The organism is Candidatus Cryosericum hinesii, from assembly GCF_003570985.1.
GTDB classification, from domain to species: domain Bacteria; phylum Caldisericota; class Caldisericia; order Cryosericales; family Cryosericaceae; genus Cryosericum; species Cryosericum hinesii.
The window spans coordinates 39,129-56,001 of sequence record NZ_QXIW01000011.1 but is presented as its reverse complement, the minus strand read 5'-3'; the positions used below and the strand labels follow the sequence as shown (position 1 = coordinate 56,001).

The 16,873-nt window shown below is 57.8% G+C and carries 15 protein-coding genes; 10 read left to right on the top strand and 5 right to left on the bottom strand.

The genetic code is table 11. The annotated features are described in order from the left end of the window. The 4 genes from SMC3_RS02020 to SMC3_RS02010 are packed head-to-tail and all read left to right on the top strand — an operon-like array spanning position 1 to position 2,845. Positions 1–696, top strand: coding sequence for a potassium channel family protein (locus SMC3_RS02020; RefSeq protein ID WP_165846507.1), 696 nt, complete (start codon positions 1–3; stop codon positions 694–696). After that, positions 666–803 (top strand): hypothetical protein, encoded by a 138-nt coding sequence (locus tag SMC3_RS09340; RefSeq protein ID WP_165846506.1) that lies wholly within the window; start codon positions 666–668, stop codon positions 801–803. Before SMC3_RS02020 ends, SMC3_RS09340 begins: the two co-directional genes overlap by 31 nt. Positions 804–806: 3 nt before the next feature. Next, complete coding sequence (locus SMC3_RS02015; RefSeq protein WP_119087026.1) at positions 807–2,330, top strand: TrkH family potassium uptake protein; 1,524 nt, start codon at positions 807–809, stop codon at positions 2,328–2,330. After that, positions 2,327–2,845, top strand: a complete 519-nt coding sequence (locus SMC3_RS02010) for a hypothetical protein (RefSeq protein ID WP_119087025.1) — start codon at positions 2,327–2,329, stop codon at positions 2,843–2,845. The genes SMC3_RS02015 and SMC3_RS02010 overlap by 4 nt, the downstream gene beginning before the upstream one ends. A gap of 79 nt (positions 2,846–2,924) precedes the next feature. Here SMC3_RS02010 and SMC3_RS02005 read toward each other — a convergent pair whose 3' ends face one another. Both SMC3_RS02005 and SMC3_RS02000 read right to left on the bottom strand, forming a co-directional pair. Further along, on the bottom strand, positions 2,925–4,517 hold the full coding sequence (locus SMC3_RS02005) for an amidohydrolase (protein WP_119089762.1): 1,593 nt from the start codon (positions 4,515–4,517) through the stop codon (positions 2,925–2,927). A 113-nt stretch (positions 4,518–4,630) separates the two neighbouring features. After that, positions 4,631–5,284: an HAD family hydrolase gene (locus SMC3_RS02000; RefSeq protein WP_165848922.1), complete on the bottom strand. Its 654-nt coding sequence runs from the start codon at positions 5,282–5,284 to the stop codon at positions 4,631–4,633. A gap of 163 nt (positions 5,285–5,447) precedes the next feature. Between SMC3_RS02000 and SMC3_RS01995 the strand changes: the two genes are divergently transcribed. The 3 genes from SMC3_RS01995 to SMC3_RS01985 are packed head-to-tail and all read left to right on the top strand — an operon-like array spanning position 5,448 to position 9,798. Then, on the top strand, positions 5,448–6,548 hold the full coding sequence (locus SMC3_RS01995) for a GNAT family N-acetyltransferase (RefSeq protein ID WP_165846505.1): 1,101 nt from the start codon (positions 5,448–5,450) through the stop codon (positions 6,546–6,548). A gap of 1 nt (position 6,549) precedes the next feature. Then, positions 6,550–8,190 (top strand): putative manganese-dependent inorganic diphosphatase, encoded by a 1,641-nt coding sequence (locus tag SMC3_RS01990; RefSeq protein ID WP_119087021.1) that lies wholly within the window; start codon positions 6,550–6,552, stop codon positions 8,188–8,190. Positions 8,191–8,241: 51 nt separating this feature from the next. Continuing rightward, positions 8,242–9,798 (top strand): FGGY-family carbohydrate kinase, encoded by a 1,557-nt coding sequence (locus tag SMC3_RS01985; RefSeq protein WP_119089761.1) that lies wholly within the window; start codon positions 8,242–8,244, stop codon positions 9,796–9,798. 50 nt (positions 9,799–9,848) lie between these two features. Here SMC3_RS01985 and guaA read toward each other — a convergent pair whose 3' ends face one another. The 3 genes from guaA to SMC3_RS01970 form a co-directional block, all read right to left on the bottom strand. Further along, positions 9,849–11,384 carry a glutamine-hydrolyzing GMP synthase gene (gene guaA, locus SMC3_RS01980; protein WP_243623345.1) on the bottom strand — a complete coding sequence of 512 codons (1,536 nt, stop codon included), beginning with the start codon at positions 11,382–11,384 and terminating at the stop codon, positions 9,849–9,851. A gap of 5 nt (positions 11,385–11,389) precedes the next feature. Further along, positions 11,390–12,841 carry an IMP dehydrogenase gene (gene guaB, locus SMC3_RS01975; RefSeq protein WP_119087018.1) on the bottom strand — a complete coding sequence of 484 codons (1,452 nt, stop codon included), beginning with the start codon at positions 12,839–12,841 and terminating at the stop codon, positions 11,390–11,392. Between the two features lie 123 nt (positions 12,842–12,964). Beyond that, complete coding sequence (locus SMC3_RS01970) at positions 12,965–13,408, bottom strand: hypothetical protein (RefSeq protein ID WP_119087017.1); 444 nt, start codon at positions 13,406–13,408, stop codon at positions 12,965–12,967. Between the two features lie 202 nt (positions 13,409–13,610). Here SMC3_RS01970 and SMC3_RS01965 point away from each other — a divergent pair, with 202 nt between their 5' ends. The 3 genes from SMC3_RS01965 (at position 13,611) to SMC3_RS01955 (ending at position 16,873) form a co-directional block, all read left to right on the top strand. After that, positions 13,611–14,207: a hypothetical protein gene (locus SMC3_RS01965; RefSeq protein WP_119087016.1), complete on the top strand. Its 597-nt coding sequence runs from the start codon at positions 13,611–13,613 to the stop codon at positions 14,205–14,207. Continuing rightward, positions 14,207–16,327, top strand: coding sequence for an ATP-dependent helicase (locus tag SMC3_RS01960; protein WP_119087015.1), 2,121 nt, complete (start codon positions 14,207–14,209; stop codon positions 16,325–16,327). The genes SMC3_RS01965 and SMC3_RS01960 overlap by 1 nt, the downstream gene beginning before the upstream one ends. Positions 16,328–16,444: 117 nt before the next feature. Further along, positions 16,445–16,873, top strand: a complete 429-nt coding sequence (locus SMC3_RS01955) for an NfeD family protein (protein WP_119087014.1) — start codon at positions 16,445–16,447, stop codon at positions 16,871–16,873.

The following is a 16,873-nucleotide window of genomic DNA, read 5'->3' as shown; positions in this document are numbered from 1 at the left end:
ATGTATATTATTATTGCAGGCGGAGGAAAGGTCGGGTCCTATCTTGCTCATTTGCTTGTTGGTAAGGGGCATGACGTTGCTGTTATCGAGCACAATGCAGAAGCTTGTGAGGCATTGTCGGATTGGGGAAAGGCGCTTGTCATCAACGGCGACTGCTGCGACTTGGGCGCTCTCATCGACGCCGGTATCGAGAAGACCGACCGGTTTGCCGCGGTGACGGGGGATGATGCTGACAACCTGGTGGCGTGTCAGCTTGCCAAGGTGCGGTTCAATGTTCCGCTGACGACGGCTCGTATCAACGACCCCCGCAACGAGGACATCTTCCAGAAGTTCGGTGTAGACTTTGCCCTCAACTCGACAAACATCCTTGCTACGGTTATCGAAGAAGGCATCATTGTCAATGACATGATCCCCCTTGTGTCACTGGGCAAGGGTAAGGCGACTCTCGTCGAACTGAAGATCGCCGGTGAGTCTCCTGTGACAGGAAAGACCTTGAGGGAACTGACGTGGCCCACTGGGTGTGTCGTGGTGTCCATCATACATGAGGGTGAGGTGATCTTCCCGCGGGGAGCCAGCGTGTTGAATGCGGGTGACATCGTCGTCGGCCTCGTGGCTCCTGAGGCGGAAGAACAGTTCAGGCGAGTATTCGGGAAGGGACAAGTGTCATGGACGAACGAACTCGAACGAAGCGTATAACATCTCTCCGTCGTGGCCTCCTGGGGATGCTCACCGAGGTTGCGTTTGCAGGTGGCCTCATCGGGGTCGCGTTTCTCATCTCCTGGCTGTTCTTCGTGGGGCGCTAGACTATGATTCGCAGGGTCTGGAGAGAAGACTTTCGTATCATAGGATACTATACCGGTCTCGTCACCATCGGTGTCGGTCTGCTGATGGTCATTCCGACGGTGACCAGCCTTGTTTTTCGTGAATGGGCCTCCGCTCTGGATTTTGCCATTTCCGTTGCACTCACACTGCTCGTCGGATACGTCTTGGCACTCATCTCTCGTACGAAGAACATCCCGGGACTTACCCATGCGATGGTCATTGCTGCGGGATCGTGGTTGGTCGCGGTGATGCTCTCCGGCGTTCCCTACATGCTGAGCGGACACTCTAAGTCGTTCCTCGATGCATGTTTCGACACAATGAGCGGGTACACGACGACGGGCATGTTTCTCCTGCAGGACCTGGATCACATTTCCCAGGGACTGAACATGTGGCGCCATCTCCTGACGTACGTCGGCGGTCAAGGGATCGTCGTGCTGGCTCTGACGTTCCTGATTGGTTCCACGGGGGGTGCCTTCAAGATCATGGTCGGCGAAGGCAAGGAAGAGAAACTCGAGCCCAACGTCCGGCATATTGCAGTCCTCATCTGGCGCATTTCCCTTATCTATTTGGGCGTGGGCACTGTTGTCCTCGGACTCATCGCCATGGCGAATGGCATCAAGCCATATCTTGCATTCTTTCACGGCGCGTACATCTTCATGTCCGCCTGGAGTACCGGCGGCTTTGCCCCCTATAGTCAGAACATGCTGTATTACCACAGCAGTGCTATGGAAATCGCCAGCATGGTTTTTTTCATCCTGGGTTCATTCAACTTCGCCCTGCACTACGCCGTCTGGACTGGAAACCGCAGGGAGATCCTTCGCAACGTGGAGATTGTCTCGTTCACGATCACCGTGCTCACGACGTTTTCTCTCGTGTGTCTGGCACTCATGCAGCGAGGCGTGTATCCAAATGCCGTGGCATTGTTCCGGCGCGGATTCTTTCAGCTCATATCGGGCCATACGACGACTGGCCAGTCGAACATCTATGCGCGGACGTTTGTGCGCGAATGGGGCCCTCTAGGCATGCTTGCGACGACCATCGCCATGGCTATCGGCGCGAGCGCTGCTTCGACCGGTGGAGGGTTCAAGGGGCTGCGCATGGGCATCATCGTCAAGGGCATAGCAACCGATATCAGGAAGCTCCTGTCCCCCGAGCGTGCTGTCGTTACGGGTCATTATCATCATTTGCATGACAACACACTCACCGACAGCGTGGTCAAGGGCGCGGCAGTCATCGTCGTCCTGTATGTCCTCATCTACGTTGTTGGCGCCATCGTTGGCATGGCCTACGGATATCCCATGGTAGATGCGTTCTTCGAGTCCGTGTCGGCTGGCAGCAACACTGGATTATCGTGCGGAGTGACACAGGTTAGCATGCCCACGTTGCTGAAAATCGTGTACATGCTGGAAATGTGGATGGGACGTCTGGAGTTCCTGTCCGTGTTTACCCTGTTCGGGTTCATCGCCACGAGCTTCCGGAGTATGAGAGTCAGGAAGGCGGCCGTATGAAGAAACTCTGTGCTGTTCTGACAATCGTGGCGCTCGCGGTTCTGATTGTCGCCCCTGTTTCGGCAAGCGCCGTGCAGCCGCCCCTGCTGTCGACGAATGAACTTGTGGAAAACTCCTACAAGTGGGACGGGCAGACTGTATCGTTCAAGGGAGAGGTATTACAAGATCTGATGGTGCGCGAGGACGGCACGTGGATGAACCTGTCGGATGGCAACAACACCGCCATGGGCGTGTTTGTGCCAAAGGGCGTGGCCATGCCTGTTATCTCGCGTACGGAGGACTACCGTACGGTCGGAGACATCGTGCTCATCACCGGTGTCTTCCACCGTGTGTGTGCCCAGCACGAGGGAGAGACCGACATCCACGCCGTGAGCGTGACGGTTCTGACGCCTGGTTCGACCAAGGCAAACCCCATCCGCCTCGGCAGAGTCGTGTGGTTTGTTGTTCTTGCTGGGTTGCTGGGCCTGGTCATGTGGCTCTACTATCGCAAACCGGGTCGTGGAACCGAGCACTGAGTATCGCAATCGGAACGTTCGTGCAAAATAACGAGGCCCCGCGTGAGCGGGGCCTTCTGCTATGCAAGCTCTCCCGTGCTCAGGCTTTGAATGCGAGGTCGCCTGCCACGATCGTGGCGAGGACTTGAGTCGACCGGAGAGCCAGCGGTTCGTTGTCTCCCAGGATATCTCTCGACAGGACAACGATATCTGCGTCTTGCCTTTCTGCGAGATTGCCCCGCTGTCCGAAAAGGCCTACAGAGTTCTGAGGTGCTACGGTGTATGCAATAAGTGCGTCCTGCACGCTGACGCACTGCTCGCTCTGATATGGAAGTTCGCCTGCCCGTGTCCGGAATGCCGCGAACGCGATGCCCTTGAGTGCGTCCGGGTCTTCTACGGGTGCGTCGGATCCAAAGTCCAGTTCTACGCCGCTGTCGAGCAATGACCTGAAGGCATATGAACGAGGATGCGGCGTGGGGAAGACGGTCTTCAGCTTGCCGATATCGAGGTCGAGGTGCGAGGGCTGAACGGACGCTGCGATCCCAAGGTTGGCAAAGCGTTCCACGTCCTCGGCGTGCAGGAACTGGGCGTGTTCTATGCGGTGGTGGGCATGCCCCTTGGAGGCGGCGACGCCGGCTTGTTCGAACGCATCCAGTATCTCCTTGTTCGCCCTGTCGCCTATGGCGTGGACCCATACCCACAAGCCGTTCTCGTTTGCCTTGCGGAATCGATCGGCCAGCCAGTTCACGGATTCGTAGGTGTGGTAGCCATGGTTGCCGGGTGTTCCTGGCCACGGCTCTTCCATGTACGCAGTCCGGGAACCCAGTGAGCCGTCGGCGAAGGCCTTGATGCCGCCGATTCGGAGGAAGTCTGAGCCGAAACCAGACCGGAGCCCGAGCGAGACAGCCGCGTCGAGGTTGTCGAGGCCGACGGCCTGCCAAATCCGGATGCGAGGTTCGTCGCTCATGGCAGGGATCAGTGCCTGGAGTTCCGGAAAAATGTCATAATCCATGCTGCAGCATGAGGCAAATCCCATCGAGAGCAGTTTGCTGATGGCGCTGTGAAGTGCAGCGAACCGTTCGTCGAGCCGGGGGGCGGGAATGCGGGAAAAGGCCCAGTCCTGAGCGGCATCGCGGACGATGCCGGTAGGGCCGTCTGCGTCACAAGGAACGAGGTCAGAGCCAAACGGGCGGGAATTCCACAGGTCAACCGCCTTGAGAGCGGCCGTGTTGAGCCAGAGCGAGTGATAATCCTTACGGTTGAGGACTACCGGCGAATTTGGGTAGAGATCGTCCAGCTGGCGCCGATGTGGGCTGTCGGACCAGAGTTCGTCGTCCCAGCAATCGCCGCAGATCCAGGTACCGTTGTCCGGTCTCCCGGCCAACCGGATCCGTTCCAGGGCGCCGTCGAGTGAGGTCTCACCATTGAGGTTCACATGGAGGAGCGAGAAGCCGTACAGATCAAGATGCAGGTGAGAGTCCATGAATGCCGGATAGCATGTCGCTCCAGGTGTGCCGGAAAAGTCGAGGACCTGTGCACTCGTGCTGGAGGCCATTTCCCGGATGTCGGCAGTGTTTCCGATACGCTCGATGATCCCATTCCTCAAGTACAGGGCGTCGCCTGTCTGTTTCCACCATCCGTCCAGCGACGACATGACCCTGACATGGAGCAGTGCTGTGTCTTCATGCCGCATAATCGTATTCCTCCCGCCCGCGTGCGGACGCTCATCATAGCAAGAAACCCCGGAGTCCCGGGGCGGCACGTTCCAGAACTGACGGCATTATTGTAGTTCGGCAGGCGCAATCTTCAATTGGTTGAGTCTGCCAGTAGCAGAAGCCCAGGCCAGGTTTCGATAAGGTAGGTGGGATCGAGCTCAAGCAGTGCATCGCGTCCGATGTAGCCGAATGTGCAGCCGCACGAAGCCACACCGGCGTTGCGAGCTACAAGAATGTCGTTCCGGGAGTCCCCAACCATGAGCGTTCTGTCCTTGCTGGTGCCGATGTCACGTACCAGGGACACGAGATTGGACGGGTTTGGCTTGCGCAGGTCTGCGTCACTGGGACCGACGACACGGTCGAAGAACTGGAGGATCCCGAGGTGTCGCAGAATTTCCAGCGAGAGATCCTGTGGTTTGTTGGTCAATACTGACAGATGGGTTCCCCGTTCCTGGAGCGATGTGAGTGTCTCAGAGCAACCTTCATAGACGTACGAGAAGTCAGTACAGTGATCCATGTAGTAGGAGCGGAATTCGCCCACCAGCTCCCCCACGAACTCCCGTTCGTCAGTCTGGAAGGCTCGCATCATCATGTCGTCCAGTCCGTCCCCCACCCATGAGACGACTGTGGTGAGGTCGGCAACAGGACGGGCGTGCAGCTGAAGGACATGGTTGACAGCCTCGGCAATGTCGCGACGTGTGTCGACAAGCGTTCCATCAAGGTCGAACAGGTATAGGTCAAACACAGGCATTCCCCCTTGCAGTGGTGTGGCGCGCATGATTCTCATGTATACTGTACTGATACGTAGGCGCTAGTCTACCATGGTAACTGTGAACCCGCGCCATATCTGGCAGCAGCGTGACTGTTGCTCTGAGAATGACATGCCAGGACTGAGAGGAAGGACTTCTGTGGAAACGAGGCTCATCGAAGACAGCTCTGCGTTTGCTCTGCTGGAACCGTTCTGGAACCGGATAGTCGTGCAGAGTGCCGCTAATACATGTCATTCGACGTTCGAATGGCTGTTCACGTGGTGGAAGTACTTTGGTGCGGATAGGCGACTACTGCTCATTGCAGCATACGAAGACGGCGTGCCTGTTGGCCTTGCTCCGCTGTATGTTGGCAATGGGACCACGGAACCCAGGGACCTGCATTTCCTGGGACAGGGGCTGTCGGACTACGCGGACTTCATTACTCCCCGGGATCGTTCGGACGTGACTGAAGCCCTTGTCTCAGCCCTGCTGGACCTTCGTTTGTCATGGGACGGGATGGACCTCGAGGAGATCCGTGCGGAGTCCCCGAGTAGAGGCTTTCTGGATGGGGTTCGCGAGGAGGGCAGTGTCCCTGCAGTGTGGCAGACGACCGTGCAATGCCCGTACCTGCCCATCGAAGGCGGCTGGGAGGCATTTTATGCCACAATGGGCAAGGGATTTCGGCATGAGGTTCGGAACAAGCTGAACAGATGGAACAGTCGTAGCAATGGGCGTATAGAGGGATTGGAGCTGCGGTACGCCGATCGCAGAGAGGTCGACAACGCATTTGTGGACGAGGTTGTCGCATTGTCTGGTGAGCGCCAGTCGGCCGACGGCCATCGGAGCCCGTTCCTCAACCATCCAGACCAGGAGTTCCTTCGAGAAGTGCTTCCACTCATGGGCCGGCGAAACCAGCTGCGCGTAGGAGAGCTCAGGAGCGGGAACGCACTGCTCGCATTCATGCTCGGGTACCAGTGGCAGGGAGTTGTGTATACGTGGAATACTCAGTACGACCCTACGTACGCAGACTACTCGCTTGGGCGCATCGTGCTGGTATCGTTTGCAGAGCAGTCATTTCGCGAGGGATGCCACGAGCTCGATTTCATGCGAGGCGAAGAACCGTACAAGTTCCAGTGGACGACACTCTGCAGGACGAACCTGGCTCTCCGCTCGGAGCGGTCGGCCCAGACTGCCGGGGACATGCAGGCGTCTCCAGGGCCCGAAGCGGTCCAGGTCGTCCAGGGCGAAACGAGTAGCTGACATGCGACAGAGAGTCATTGTGACCGGACACAAGAATCCGGATACGGATTCCATCTGCTCTGCCCTTGGCTACGCGTTCTACAAGAATCGGACGGACCCTTCCCGCGTCTATACCGCTGTTCGTGGAGGAGACCTCAACGATGAGACCCGCTTTGTCCTGGAGCGCTTCGGGTTCCGCGTGCCGCCGCTGTTGAGATCACTGATGCCACAGGTTCAGGACATTCCCCGGAAGCGTCTTGTGACAGTTGCTCCCTCCACCCGCGTCGGGAAGGCCGCCATTCTCATGAAGGAGAACCATATCCATTCGCTCCCGGTCGTCGACGATGCACTGGTTGTACGAGGTGTCGTGGATGCCGTCGATATTGCCACCGCGTACGCCGACCAGCTTGAGCATGCCGACGTCCTTCCTTATGCGGTGGAACTCGACACCCTCGTGCGACAGCTGTCAGCCAGGATCGTCCTCCATACCAGCGAATCCGCGGAGCTGAAGGGGCAATTGCTTGTTGTCACCGGTTCGGTGGGGCGTCTTGCGCCGGGATCTGAGGATGTCACCATTATCATCTCTGACGGGATACCCTCCCAGGGCGTCCTGGCGGCGTGTTCGGCCGCTTCCACCCTGATTGTCACTGGCACCGCCGCTATGGCACAAACCGAGGCACAGTGGCCGTCCCACCTGAACCTTGTTCTCGAGACGGACATGACAGTGACACAGGCGCTGCGGGCTCTCTGGTCATCGATTCCGGTGTCTGCATTCATGGAAGGCACCGTCCCCTTGCTAAGTATGACAGATACGCTGGAGAGAGCAAAGAAGGCGGTGCTTGACTCGTCCGCCCGTTGTGCCGTGGTTCTTGATGCACTGCATCATCCGGTGAACATTGTGACCCGTTCCGACCTCATCCGGTTTTCGCGAAAAAAGGTTGTCCTCGTGGACCACAATGAGACATTGCAGGCTGTCGATGGCGTGGAGGAGGCCGATATCCTCGAGATCATCGATCATCACCGTGTTGGAGATATCTCCACCTTCCGCCCCATCTACTTCCACAACGAGCCGGTCGGGAGCACGTGCACGATTGTTGCTGAGCTGTGTACGGAGAACGGGGTGTTCATGCCGAAGTCGGTGGCCGGGCTCCTGATATCGGGCATTCTCTCGGACACGATGAACCTCAACCTCTCGACAACCACGCCAAAGGACGTCCGCGCCGTGCGGCGACTGGCGGCGACCATTGGCATCGACGCGGAAGCATATGGCCTCGAGCTGCTTCAGAACGGTTCCGTGATGTTCAAGGATCTTCCCGCGACAGAGGTTCTGATGCGGGACTTCAAGGAAGTTGACCTCTTTGACACGCGCATCGGCGTCTCTCAGGCTGTCGTGTTTTCCTTTGACCATATTCGGGAACGGGAGTCGGAATTCAAGCAGGCGATGCGGGATGTGCGGTCACGCATGGGACTCGCTATGGTGGCATTTCTGGCCACGGATCCTCTGAGCAGAAGATCATATCTGATCGTCGCCGGGCCTGTCGAGGCGTTTGAAGAAGCGTTTGACGTGCGTATGGAAAATGGCCATGCCGTCCTGGATGGAGTGCTTTCTCGCAAGAAGGACTTCATTCCGCCCGTGGCCGAGGTCTTGTCGCGGTACGCATAGTTTGCATAGTGGCTCCGGGTCCGCCGGACCCGGTTGGAAGGGAGGATTGCGATGGGAGACCGTCTCGTTTTGGCGATTGATTGTGGCACGCAAAGCGTCCGAGGTCTGCTGTTCGATGATGACGGACACCTGGTGGCTAAACACAAGGTGGAATTCGAGCCCTACTTGTCGCCGGCACCCGGATATGCTGAACACAAGGCCGAAGACTACTGGCGCGATACGTGCCTGGCAGTGCAGGGACTGCGGGAAGACGCGCCTGAACTGTGGAGTCGTATTGGAGCTGTCGCGCTGACCACGCAGCGTGACACCGTCGTTGCCGTGGACGCCGACGGCATCCCCGTGCGGCCCGCTATCACGTGGCTGGATCAGCGCATGGCTCGTTGCGACGACCCGATGCCTCTCGTGGATCGGCTGCAATTCAGAGTCACAGGTATGACACTTGCTGCAGAGATCACGCGACGTCAGGGCAAAGACAACTGGATGGTCGAGAACGAGCCCGAGGCATGGACCCGAACGAGCAAGTGGTTACTCCTTTCGGGGTATCTTTGCTATAGACTGACAGGACGCTACGTCGACTCGGTGGCCTCGCAGATAGGTCACATCCCGTTCGACTATCCCGCACGCAACTGGCCCCGCAGTGACAACAGCTGGCGGTGGCACATGTTCAGGGCACGTCGGGACCAGCTGCCCGAACTTGTGGATGCCGGTGGGCAGATGGGTACAGTGTCAGCGGACGCGGCGCATGACTCCGGCATCCCCGAGGGGACACCGATCATTGCGGCCGGTTCCGACAAAGGATGCGAGACGCTGGGCGTGGGCTGTGTCGACGAGACGAGCATCAGTCTGAGCTTTGGCACGACCGCGACTGCCCAAACGACGTCGCGCAGGTACTACGAGACGATCCCGTTCATGCCGCCGTATCCGGCCAGCGTCAAGGGCAGCTACAATCCTGAGATCGCGGTGTTTCGCGGCTACTGGATGGTGTCCTGGTTCAAGAAGGAGTTCGCGGAGCGTGAGGCCCTCGAAGCAAAGGAACGTGGCGTTCCTCCCGAAGTAGTGCTTGACGAGCATCTTGAGGACATACCCCCCGGATCTCAGGGACTCATGCTTCAACCGTACTGGGGTCCCGGCCTGAAGATGCCCGAGGCCAAAGGATCCATGATCGGGTTTGGCGACGTGCACACAAGGGCGCACATCTACCGAGCAATCATCGAGGGCATAGGCTATGCCCTGCTCGAAGGAGTCGAAAGCATTGAGCGCAAGAGCGGGCGGAAGGTGAACCGGGTCATGGTGTCAGGAGGGGGTTCGCAGAGTGACGCCATCTGCCAGATCACTGCAGACCTGTTCAACCGGCCGGTCGTGCGGAGCGAGACGTATGAGACATCGGGTCTGGGCGCTGCCATCAACGGTTTCGTTGGGATCGGCGTCTATGCTACCCATGAAGAGGCGGCAAAGCAGATGGTTCACTGGGACAGTACCTTTCTTCCACGTCCTGAAGCGGTCCGTGTTTACCACGAACTGTACACGCGCGTCTACAAGCGCATCTATCCCTCGCTACAGCCGCTGTATCGCGAAATTCAGCGGATAACCGGGTATCCCGACATCTGAAGAGGCGATATGATCGTCAAGCAGGCTGTAGTGCGATTGCTGCCCCGGCTCTACTCCCACTCGATCGTGGAGGGGGGTTTCGACGTGATATCGTAGACCACCCGGTTGACCTCAGGCAGTTCGCTGGTAATCGCGTGAGATATCTCCTCGAGTACATCCGCAGGAAGCCGTACCCAGTCGGCGGTCATGCCATCGCTGCTCTCGACAATGCGCAGGGCAACCGTATGGACATACGTCCGTTCGTCACCCTTGACGCCGACAGTTCGGATACCAGGAAGTACTGCGAATGACTGCCAGACCTTCATATACCATCCAGATGCTCTCATCACTCGTTCGACGACGGCATCCGCACGCTGCAGGATGTCGACGTTCTCTGGTGTCACCTCGCCAAGGATACGGATACCCAGGCCAGGACCCGGGAACGGTTGTCTGTCCACAAGTTCTTCTGGCAGTCCCAGAGCACGGCCGAGGTTGCGCACCTCATCCTTGAACAGCAGTCGGAGTGGTTCGATGAGCGAGAATGAGAGGTCCGCAGGAAGGCCGCCGACGTTGTGGTGGCTCTTGATGGTACTGGCGACGGAGCTTCCGGATTCGATGACGTCCGGGTATAGTGTTCCTTGGACGAGAAACGGGATGCCCTGCATGGCACGCGCCTGCTCGGCAAAGCAGTCGATGAAAGCCGCGCCTATCGCTTTGCGTTTCTTCTCGGGTTCCGTGACACCCTTCAGCGACGCAAAGAACCGTGTGGAGGCATCTATGCGCACAAGAGGTATATCGAAACGGCGATGGAACACTGATTCGACACGGTCGCCCTCCCCGGCCCTGAGCAGCCCTGTATCCACAAACACGCACGTGAGGCGATCGCCGATGGCGCGGTGCACCAGCGTCGCAGCGACCGAACTGTCGACACCGCCCGAGAGAGCGCAGAGCGCACGCTCATCGCCTATTCGCGAACGGATGTCCTGGATGGCATCATCCACGAAACCGGACATCGTCCAGTCGCCTGAGCATCCTGCCGCGTCGAAAAGGAAGTGTTGCAGGATGTCGCGACCGACGGGTGTGTGAACTACCTCGGGGTGAAACTGTATGCCGTATTGTCGCCGGTCTGGATTCTCCATGGCGGCAATAGGACATGCTGGGGTCGATGCAGTGGTCCGGAACCCCGGGGGAACCATCCCAATGCGGTCGGTATGGCTCATCCAGCAGGAGGTCTCGGTGGGAAGACCGCGAAACAGAGAGGAAATCTCGTCCAGTTTGACAATTGTCTTCCCATACTCGCCTGCTGGAGCGTGTTCAACGGACCCCCCAAGCAGCCTGGCCATCAACTGGGCTCCATAACAGATACCAAGGACTGGTACGCCGACTTCGAAAACGGCTGTATCGCAGACAGGGGCAGAGGCGGCGTAAACGCTGGCGGGACCGCCGGAGAGGATCATCGCCTTTGGGTTTCTCGCGGTCAGTGTCTCCAGTGGTGTGTCGAACGGGATGATCTCGCAAAAAACGTGAAATTCGCGAACTCGACGTGCGATGAGCTGCGTGTACTGACCGCCGAAGTCCAGGATGAGAACAAGCTCGTGCTTCGCCATGGAGTTCATTCTGCGTGGTAGTTGGGGCTCTCGTTCGTCATGTCGACGTCGTGGGGATGAGACTCGCGAAGTCCTGCCCCTGTGATTCGGACGAAGCGGGATTCACTTCGCAGAAGGTCAATTGTTGGTGTTCCGCAATAACCCATGCCAGCTCGCAGACCGCCCAGTAACTGATACAGGACGTCGTGGACCGATCCCTTCAGGGGAACGCGGCCCTCGATACCCTCAGGAACCAGCTTGAACCGGGTATCCTGAAAGTACCGGTCGCTGCTCCCCTGCTCCATCGCGCCAAGCGATCCCATGCCGCGATAGGTCTTGTACTGTCTGTTCCCTGCCGTGACAACGTCACCCGGACTTTCGACAGTGGCGGCGAGAAGACCGCCGAGCATGACCGTGTTGCCTCCGGCTGCAAGAGCTTTTGTTATGTCGCCAGAGTATCGGATGCCTCCGTCGGCGACAATGGGAACGTCATGACGCTGGGCCTCCTGGGCGCACTCGTAGATGGCGGTTATCTGGGGCATACCAACTCCTGCTATGACACGCGTCGTACAGATCGAGCCCGGACCTATGCCGACCTTCACTGCATCAGCTCCAGCGATGACCAGGTCGCGAACAGCTTCCGGTGTCGCCACGTTGCCCGCCAGTATGGGGACGCCGGGGAATGTCTGTTTGAGAAGCGCTACGGCTCTGACGATGCCAAGGGAATGACCGTGGGCACTGTCGAGCACTAGCAGATCTGTCCCTGCTTCGACAAGCGAGCGGGCTCGTGCGAGCAGGTCGGTTGCCACTCCGACTGCAGCTCCCACAAGCAGTCTGCCCTTGTTGTCTATCACGACCTCGGGAGATGCCAGCGTCCGGGTGATCTCGTCGATTGTTGCAAAACCGGCCAATTGGCCATCTGCATCGGCCAAGGCAAGTTCCCGTATGCCCCACTTTGCAAGATGTGTGGACAGGCCGGGCGCATCCAGGCCCGGCGGGATTGCGATCTTCGAGCTCGCGTGGAGGAGCTGCGAGAGAAGGGTCGATGGCTCTTCAAAGGCAAGGTCTGAGGGAGTGACGAGGCCGACCAGATGGCGCCCTTCCATGAGTGGCAGTGCGAAAACGTTGAACCGGTCCAGCAGATCGTGCGCTTCGAGAACAGTCTGCCGCGGATCGAGGTGAGCTATGGAAGAAGGTGTGTGAATGCAGATGGACTTGACCGTGGCGACTTCCGCAGCCTGGCGTTCGATGGACATGTTCTTGTGAATGAAGCCAATGCCGCCTTCCAGTGCCATTGCCACTGCCATCGTGGATTCGGTGACGGTGTCCATGGCAGCGCTGACGATCGGCATGTTCAGATGGATCGACCGCGTAAGCTGCGTCCCAAGATCGACATCGTGCGGCAGAACGTCCGATTTTCCGGGAATCAACAGAACATCATCGAAGGTCAGACCCTCTCGTGCAAACTTGTCATCCATCGTTCCTCCCAGTGGCAGACGGTCTTGCCGGCTCGGCTCCTGCAGTATGCGTATCTATCAATACAGCCTAGCGGGTGCCGGGCCGGTTGTCAACGAGGGACTGTGAGACAATCTCGGAGCCTCCTAGTGGTTTCCGGGCAGTAGATTGTGGAGCCAGCTTCCCAGATCTTGGACATTGATCGGAGGGAGTCTGGCAAACAGGGGTGTCATCAGGGGATAGATGCGGCTCTTGCTCACGAGACCAGCCGAGAGGGAAACGGGCAGAAGATGCGTCACCAATCCCAACAGAAGTCCTGCGATGGCGATCTTGATGATCGATGAGAGGATGACGGCGGGAACGGCAATCAGAACGTACAAGAGCAGATAGGTTACAATGTAATAGGCGACAGTAGCAAGGCCTTGATTCGGGAGCCTGATGAAGCTGATGTAATACGGCGTAAGCGAGGCTGTCAGGAGTGCAGACAAGCCGATTGCCAGAAGGGATATACCAATCTTTCCCTGCTTGGAAAACAGGTTCTGGGCGATAATGATCGCTGCTGATATGACGAGGATCGTGTCGAACAGCACTTGGCACCTCCGATGCGCCTGCTCGTCTTTTTAGTATGAGCCCAGCTTGCGGCGCGTCAACAAGGTGTGACGACCGGCAGTGGTGGTCACCGTTGGCTGGGGCCGGTTCCTCGGTATACTGAAATACACGCTCCGTGACAGGCACGTAGATGTCTGCCGGGTGTACCTTCTGATAGTTGCTGCACATGAAAAGGAGATAGACGTGGGATATTTCATCGATCTGCTGTTCCTGTTTGTGAGACGCCCCGCCGAGGGTATGCGCCGGATTCGTGAGCATCCGTCAGTACTCGCGGCCCTGATTGCCTTGCTGCTGACAGGCGTCATCGATGCGATGAGTTTCCGCCTCATGGATATCGTCGGCCTCCTGAAGTCCATTGGTCTCACAAGCCAGATGACAAACGCTGTTACCCAGGCACAACAAGCTCCAGGGACGTTCTGGACGTTTGTGACCGAGCCCTTCGTTCTGGTGATGTTGTCGGTCGTTGTCATTGACGCCGTGGCGCAACTTGTGTGGAAGCGCACTGCGGCTTCGCGCATGTATGTTGCTCTCAGTTTTTCCGGGCTGGTGGGAGCGGTTCTGCGTGTGATCGGGATACTCATGGTCGGTGTCGCAAGTGGTATCGTTCTCGACGTCTTTGCCTATGGAGCTATCCTGTATGTGTTCGTCATGGGAGTCCTGGCGGTCCGGTTCTTCTATGAGAAGAACACAGCGAAGGCACTGATTCTCTACCTCCTCCCGACGCTGCTCGGGCTTGGCGTCCTGGTGCTTTTGACGATGACTGTCGGCGGGGCCGCCTGATGCCTTTGGATTTCCAGGGAGACCTCAACCCACAGCAGCTCAGGGCTGTCGAGGAATGCAAGGGTCCCTGCCTCGTTCTTGCGGGAGCGGGCTCGGGCAAGACCAGAGTCATCACCTATAAGCTCGCATATCTCATCACCAAGCGTGGTATTGCCCCATCGCACATCATGGCCGTCACGTTTACCAACAAGGCAGCAGGCGAGATGCGCTCGCGCGTCGACGCGCTCATTGGCGCCGACCTCTCCCGCAAGGGACTTTGGATCGGCACGTTTCACTCACTCTGCGGCCGTATCCTGAGAGAGCAGATCGAGAAACTTGAGCTGGGCTACACGAACAGGTTCGTCATCATCGACGAAGACGACCGCACACGTCTTGTACGACAGGTCCTCAAAGAGTTGAACATGGACCCGAAGACCTACGAGCCTCAGAAGATCGTTTATCGCATTTCCGATGCGAAGTCGAATCTAGTTGGTCCCGAAGAGCTCTCTGATTATGGTTACAGCTACATCGAGAAGGCGGCGGCGACTGTTTATAAGCTCTATCAGAAGCGTCTCCAGCAAGGGAATCTGCTGGATTTCGACGATCTCATTGCGTTGGTCATCCGATTGTTCGACAAGTGTCCCGAGGTTGAGGAGTACTACAGCTCGAAGTTCGAGCATGTTCTGGTGGACGAGTACCAGGATGTGAACAAAATGCAGTACGAACTGGTCAAGCGGCTTTCGAAGATGCACGGTAACGTCACGGTTGTCGGTGACGACGATCAGAGTATTTATGCATTCCGTGGCGCTAACAGCAAGCTCATTCTTGGGTTCGCAAAGGACTATCCGGGCGCGACAGTCGTCAAGCTTGAGCAAAACTATCGGTCGACGCAGTCCATCCTCGACGCGGCGAATGCCCTGGTGGCACGCAATCGGACGCGTTTCGTGAAGAAGCTCTGGACGGACAACGGAGCAGGTACTCCTGTGCGTCTATTCGAAGCTCTGACACCGGAGGAAGAAGCTAGCTTCGTCGCCTCGAGCATCGATGCCCTGGTCCGGGGCGGTGCGGACCCTCGAGACATGGCGGTCATTTATCGGATGAACAGCCAGTCTCGTGTCATCGAGGAAGCCCTGCTTGCGTCGAATATCCCATATCAGATTGTCGGTGGATTGAAGTTCTATGAACGGCAGGAAGTGAAGGACGTTCTCGCATATCTCCGGCTTGGTTTCAACCCCAGCGACAACCTTGCGTTCGAGCGAGCAGTGAGCCGGCCTTCCCGGGGGTTCGGCGACAAGAGCCTCTCCGAACTGAAGCAGCTGGCGGTCGACCATGGCACGTCGTGGTTCACGGCATTGCCCGAATGGGTCGGACAGGCGAAGGCCGGCAAGACCAGGGACAAGCTGGAGGCATTTGTCGATCTCATCGTGCACATCGGCGCGGCGGGCGAGTCGGCGATCAGTGCGGCCAACCTCGTGTTTGCCTCATCGGGACTTCTTGAACAATACAGCGACGAAGGTGAGGAAGGCGACTTCGAACGGCAGTCGAGACGCGAAAATCTTGGGGAGTTCATGCGCACTGTCGATGAGTTCGACAGGATGAGTGAGGACTGCTCGCTGGGGGCCTATTTGTCGCAGGTGGCGCTCATACAGGACCAGGACAGCATGAAGCCAGGCACGGGAAAAGGGGTCTTGCTCATCACGGCGCACTCGGCCAAGGGTCTCGAGTTCAGCGACGTGTTCGTCATCGGTGCCGAGGAAGGAGTCTTTCCCCACCGCCGGGCATTGGACAGCAGCGCCGACATCGAAGAAGAGCGACGGCTGTTCTACGTGGCATGCACACGCGCGCGCAAGGAACTCGCAATAACGTACTGTACGCAGCGTACCAGCTACTACGGCTCGGGATTCCAGGAGCCATCGCGTTTCATCAAGGAGATGGAACTGACCAGGGAGAAGGTTGCCGGAGTATCGTCTCGCGAGCGGCCCGAACTCATCGAGGGCGACATGGTCATGCACAATATTTTCGGCACCGGGAAAGTTCTGGAGGTGTTCTATGACGGCAACGATCAGTTCACCGTCATTGATTTCAAGAAGGTTGGCATCAAGAAGCTGGCCGCGCAGTACGCCCAGCTGAAGAAACTGTAGCGGGCATTTGCGTTCGCTCACGCGAGTCGTTTGCCACCCTATTGAACTGCGCATGCATGGCACTAGAATGACAGCAGTACTACGCGACGAAGGAGTTTCCGTTACGGGGAGGTGTTCATGATTGGTTTCTGGATAACGATGGCAGTCGTCTGTGCCGTGGTAGACGCCTTCCTTCCGTACTACTTACTGGTTTGGTTTTCGGGTGGGGCCCTCGCTGCGCTCCTATTCTGCTGGGCCGGGTTCAACACGTCAGTGCAGTTCCTTATGTTCTTCCTGGTATCGTTTGCGCTCATGGCACTCGTTGGGCGCTACATCAATTCACGTTTGTTGAGGGGTGGTTCCAAGATGCGAACGAATACTGAAGAAATGCTAGGTAAGACGGCAAGCACTGTCATGGCTATCTCAGCTGGTGGTGCGGGACGCGTGGCGCTCAAAGGTACGACATGGAGAGCCATTCTTAATGACGAGGCAGCCGTGGCCGCTGTTGGTGACAAGGTTGTTGTCGTCTCGATCGAGGGTGTCACGTTGACTGTGAGAAAGGAATAG

Excerpts from the sequence above, each read along its gene's own strand:
- SMC3_RS02020 (WP_165846507.1), top strand. The coding sequence starts at position 1 with ATGTATATTATTATTGCAGGCGGAGGAAAGGTCGGGTCCTATCTTGCT.
- SMC3_RS02005 (WP_119089762.1), bottom strand. The coding sequence starts at position 4,517 with ATGCGGCATGAAGACACAGCACTGCTCCATGTCAGGGTCATGTCGTCG.
- SMC3_RS09340 (WP_165846506.1), top strand. The coding sequence starts at position 666 with ATGGACGAACGAACTCGAACGAAGCGTATAACATCTCTCCGTCGTGGC.
- SMC3_RS01955 (WP_119087014.1), top strand. The coding sequence starts at position 16,445 with ATGATTGGTTTCTGGATAACGATGGCAGTCGTCTGTGCCGTGGTAGAC.
- SMC3_RS02010 (WP_119087025.1), top strand. The coding sequence starts at position 2,327 with ATGAAGAAACTCTGTGCTGTTCTGACAATCGTGGCGCTCGCGGTTCTG.
- guaA (WP_243623345.1), bottom strand. The coding sequence starts at position 11,384 with ATGGCGAAGCACGAGCTTGTTCTCATCCTGGACTTCGGCGGTCAGTAC.
- SMC3_RS02015 (WP_119087026.1), top strand. The coding sequence starts at position 807 with ATGATTCGCAGGGTCTGGAGAGAAGACTTTCGTATCATAGGATACTAT.
- SMC3_RS01990 (WP_119087021.1), top strand. The coding sequence starts at position 6,550 with ATGCGACAGAGAGTCATTGTGACCGGACACAAGAATCCGGATACGGAT.
- SMC3_RS01985 (WP_119089761.1), top strand. The coding sequence starts at position 8,242 with ATGGGAGACCGTCTCGTTTTGGCGATTGATTGTGGCACGCAAAGCGTC.
- SMC3_RS01960 (WP_119087015.1), top strand. The coding sequence starts at position 14,207 with ATGCCTTTGGATTTCCAGGGAGACCTCAACCCACAGCAGCTCAGGGCT.
- guaB (WP_119087018.1), bottom strand. The coding sequence starts at position 12,841 with ATGGATGACAAGTTTGCACGAGAGGGTCTGACCTTCGATGATGTTCTG.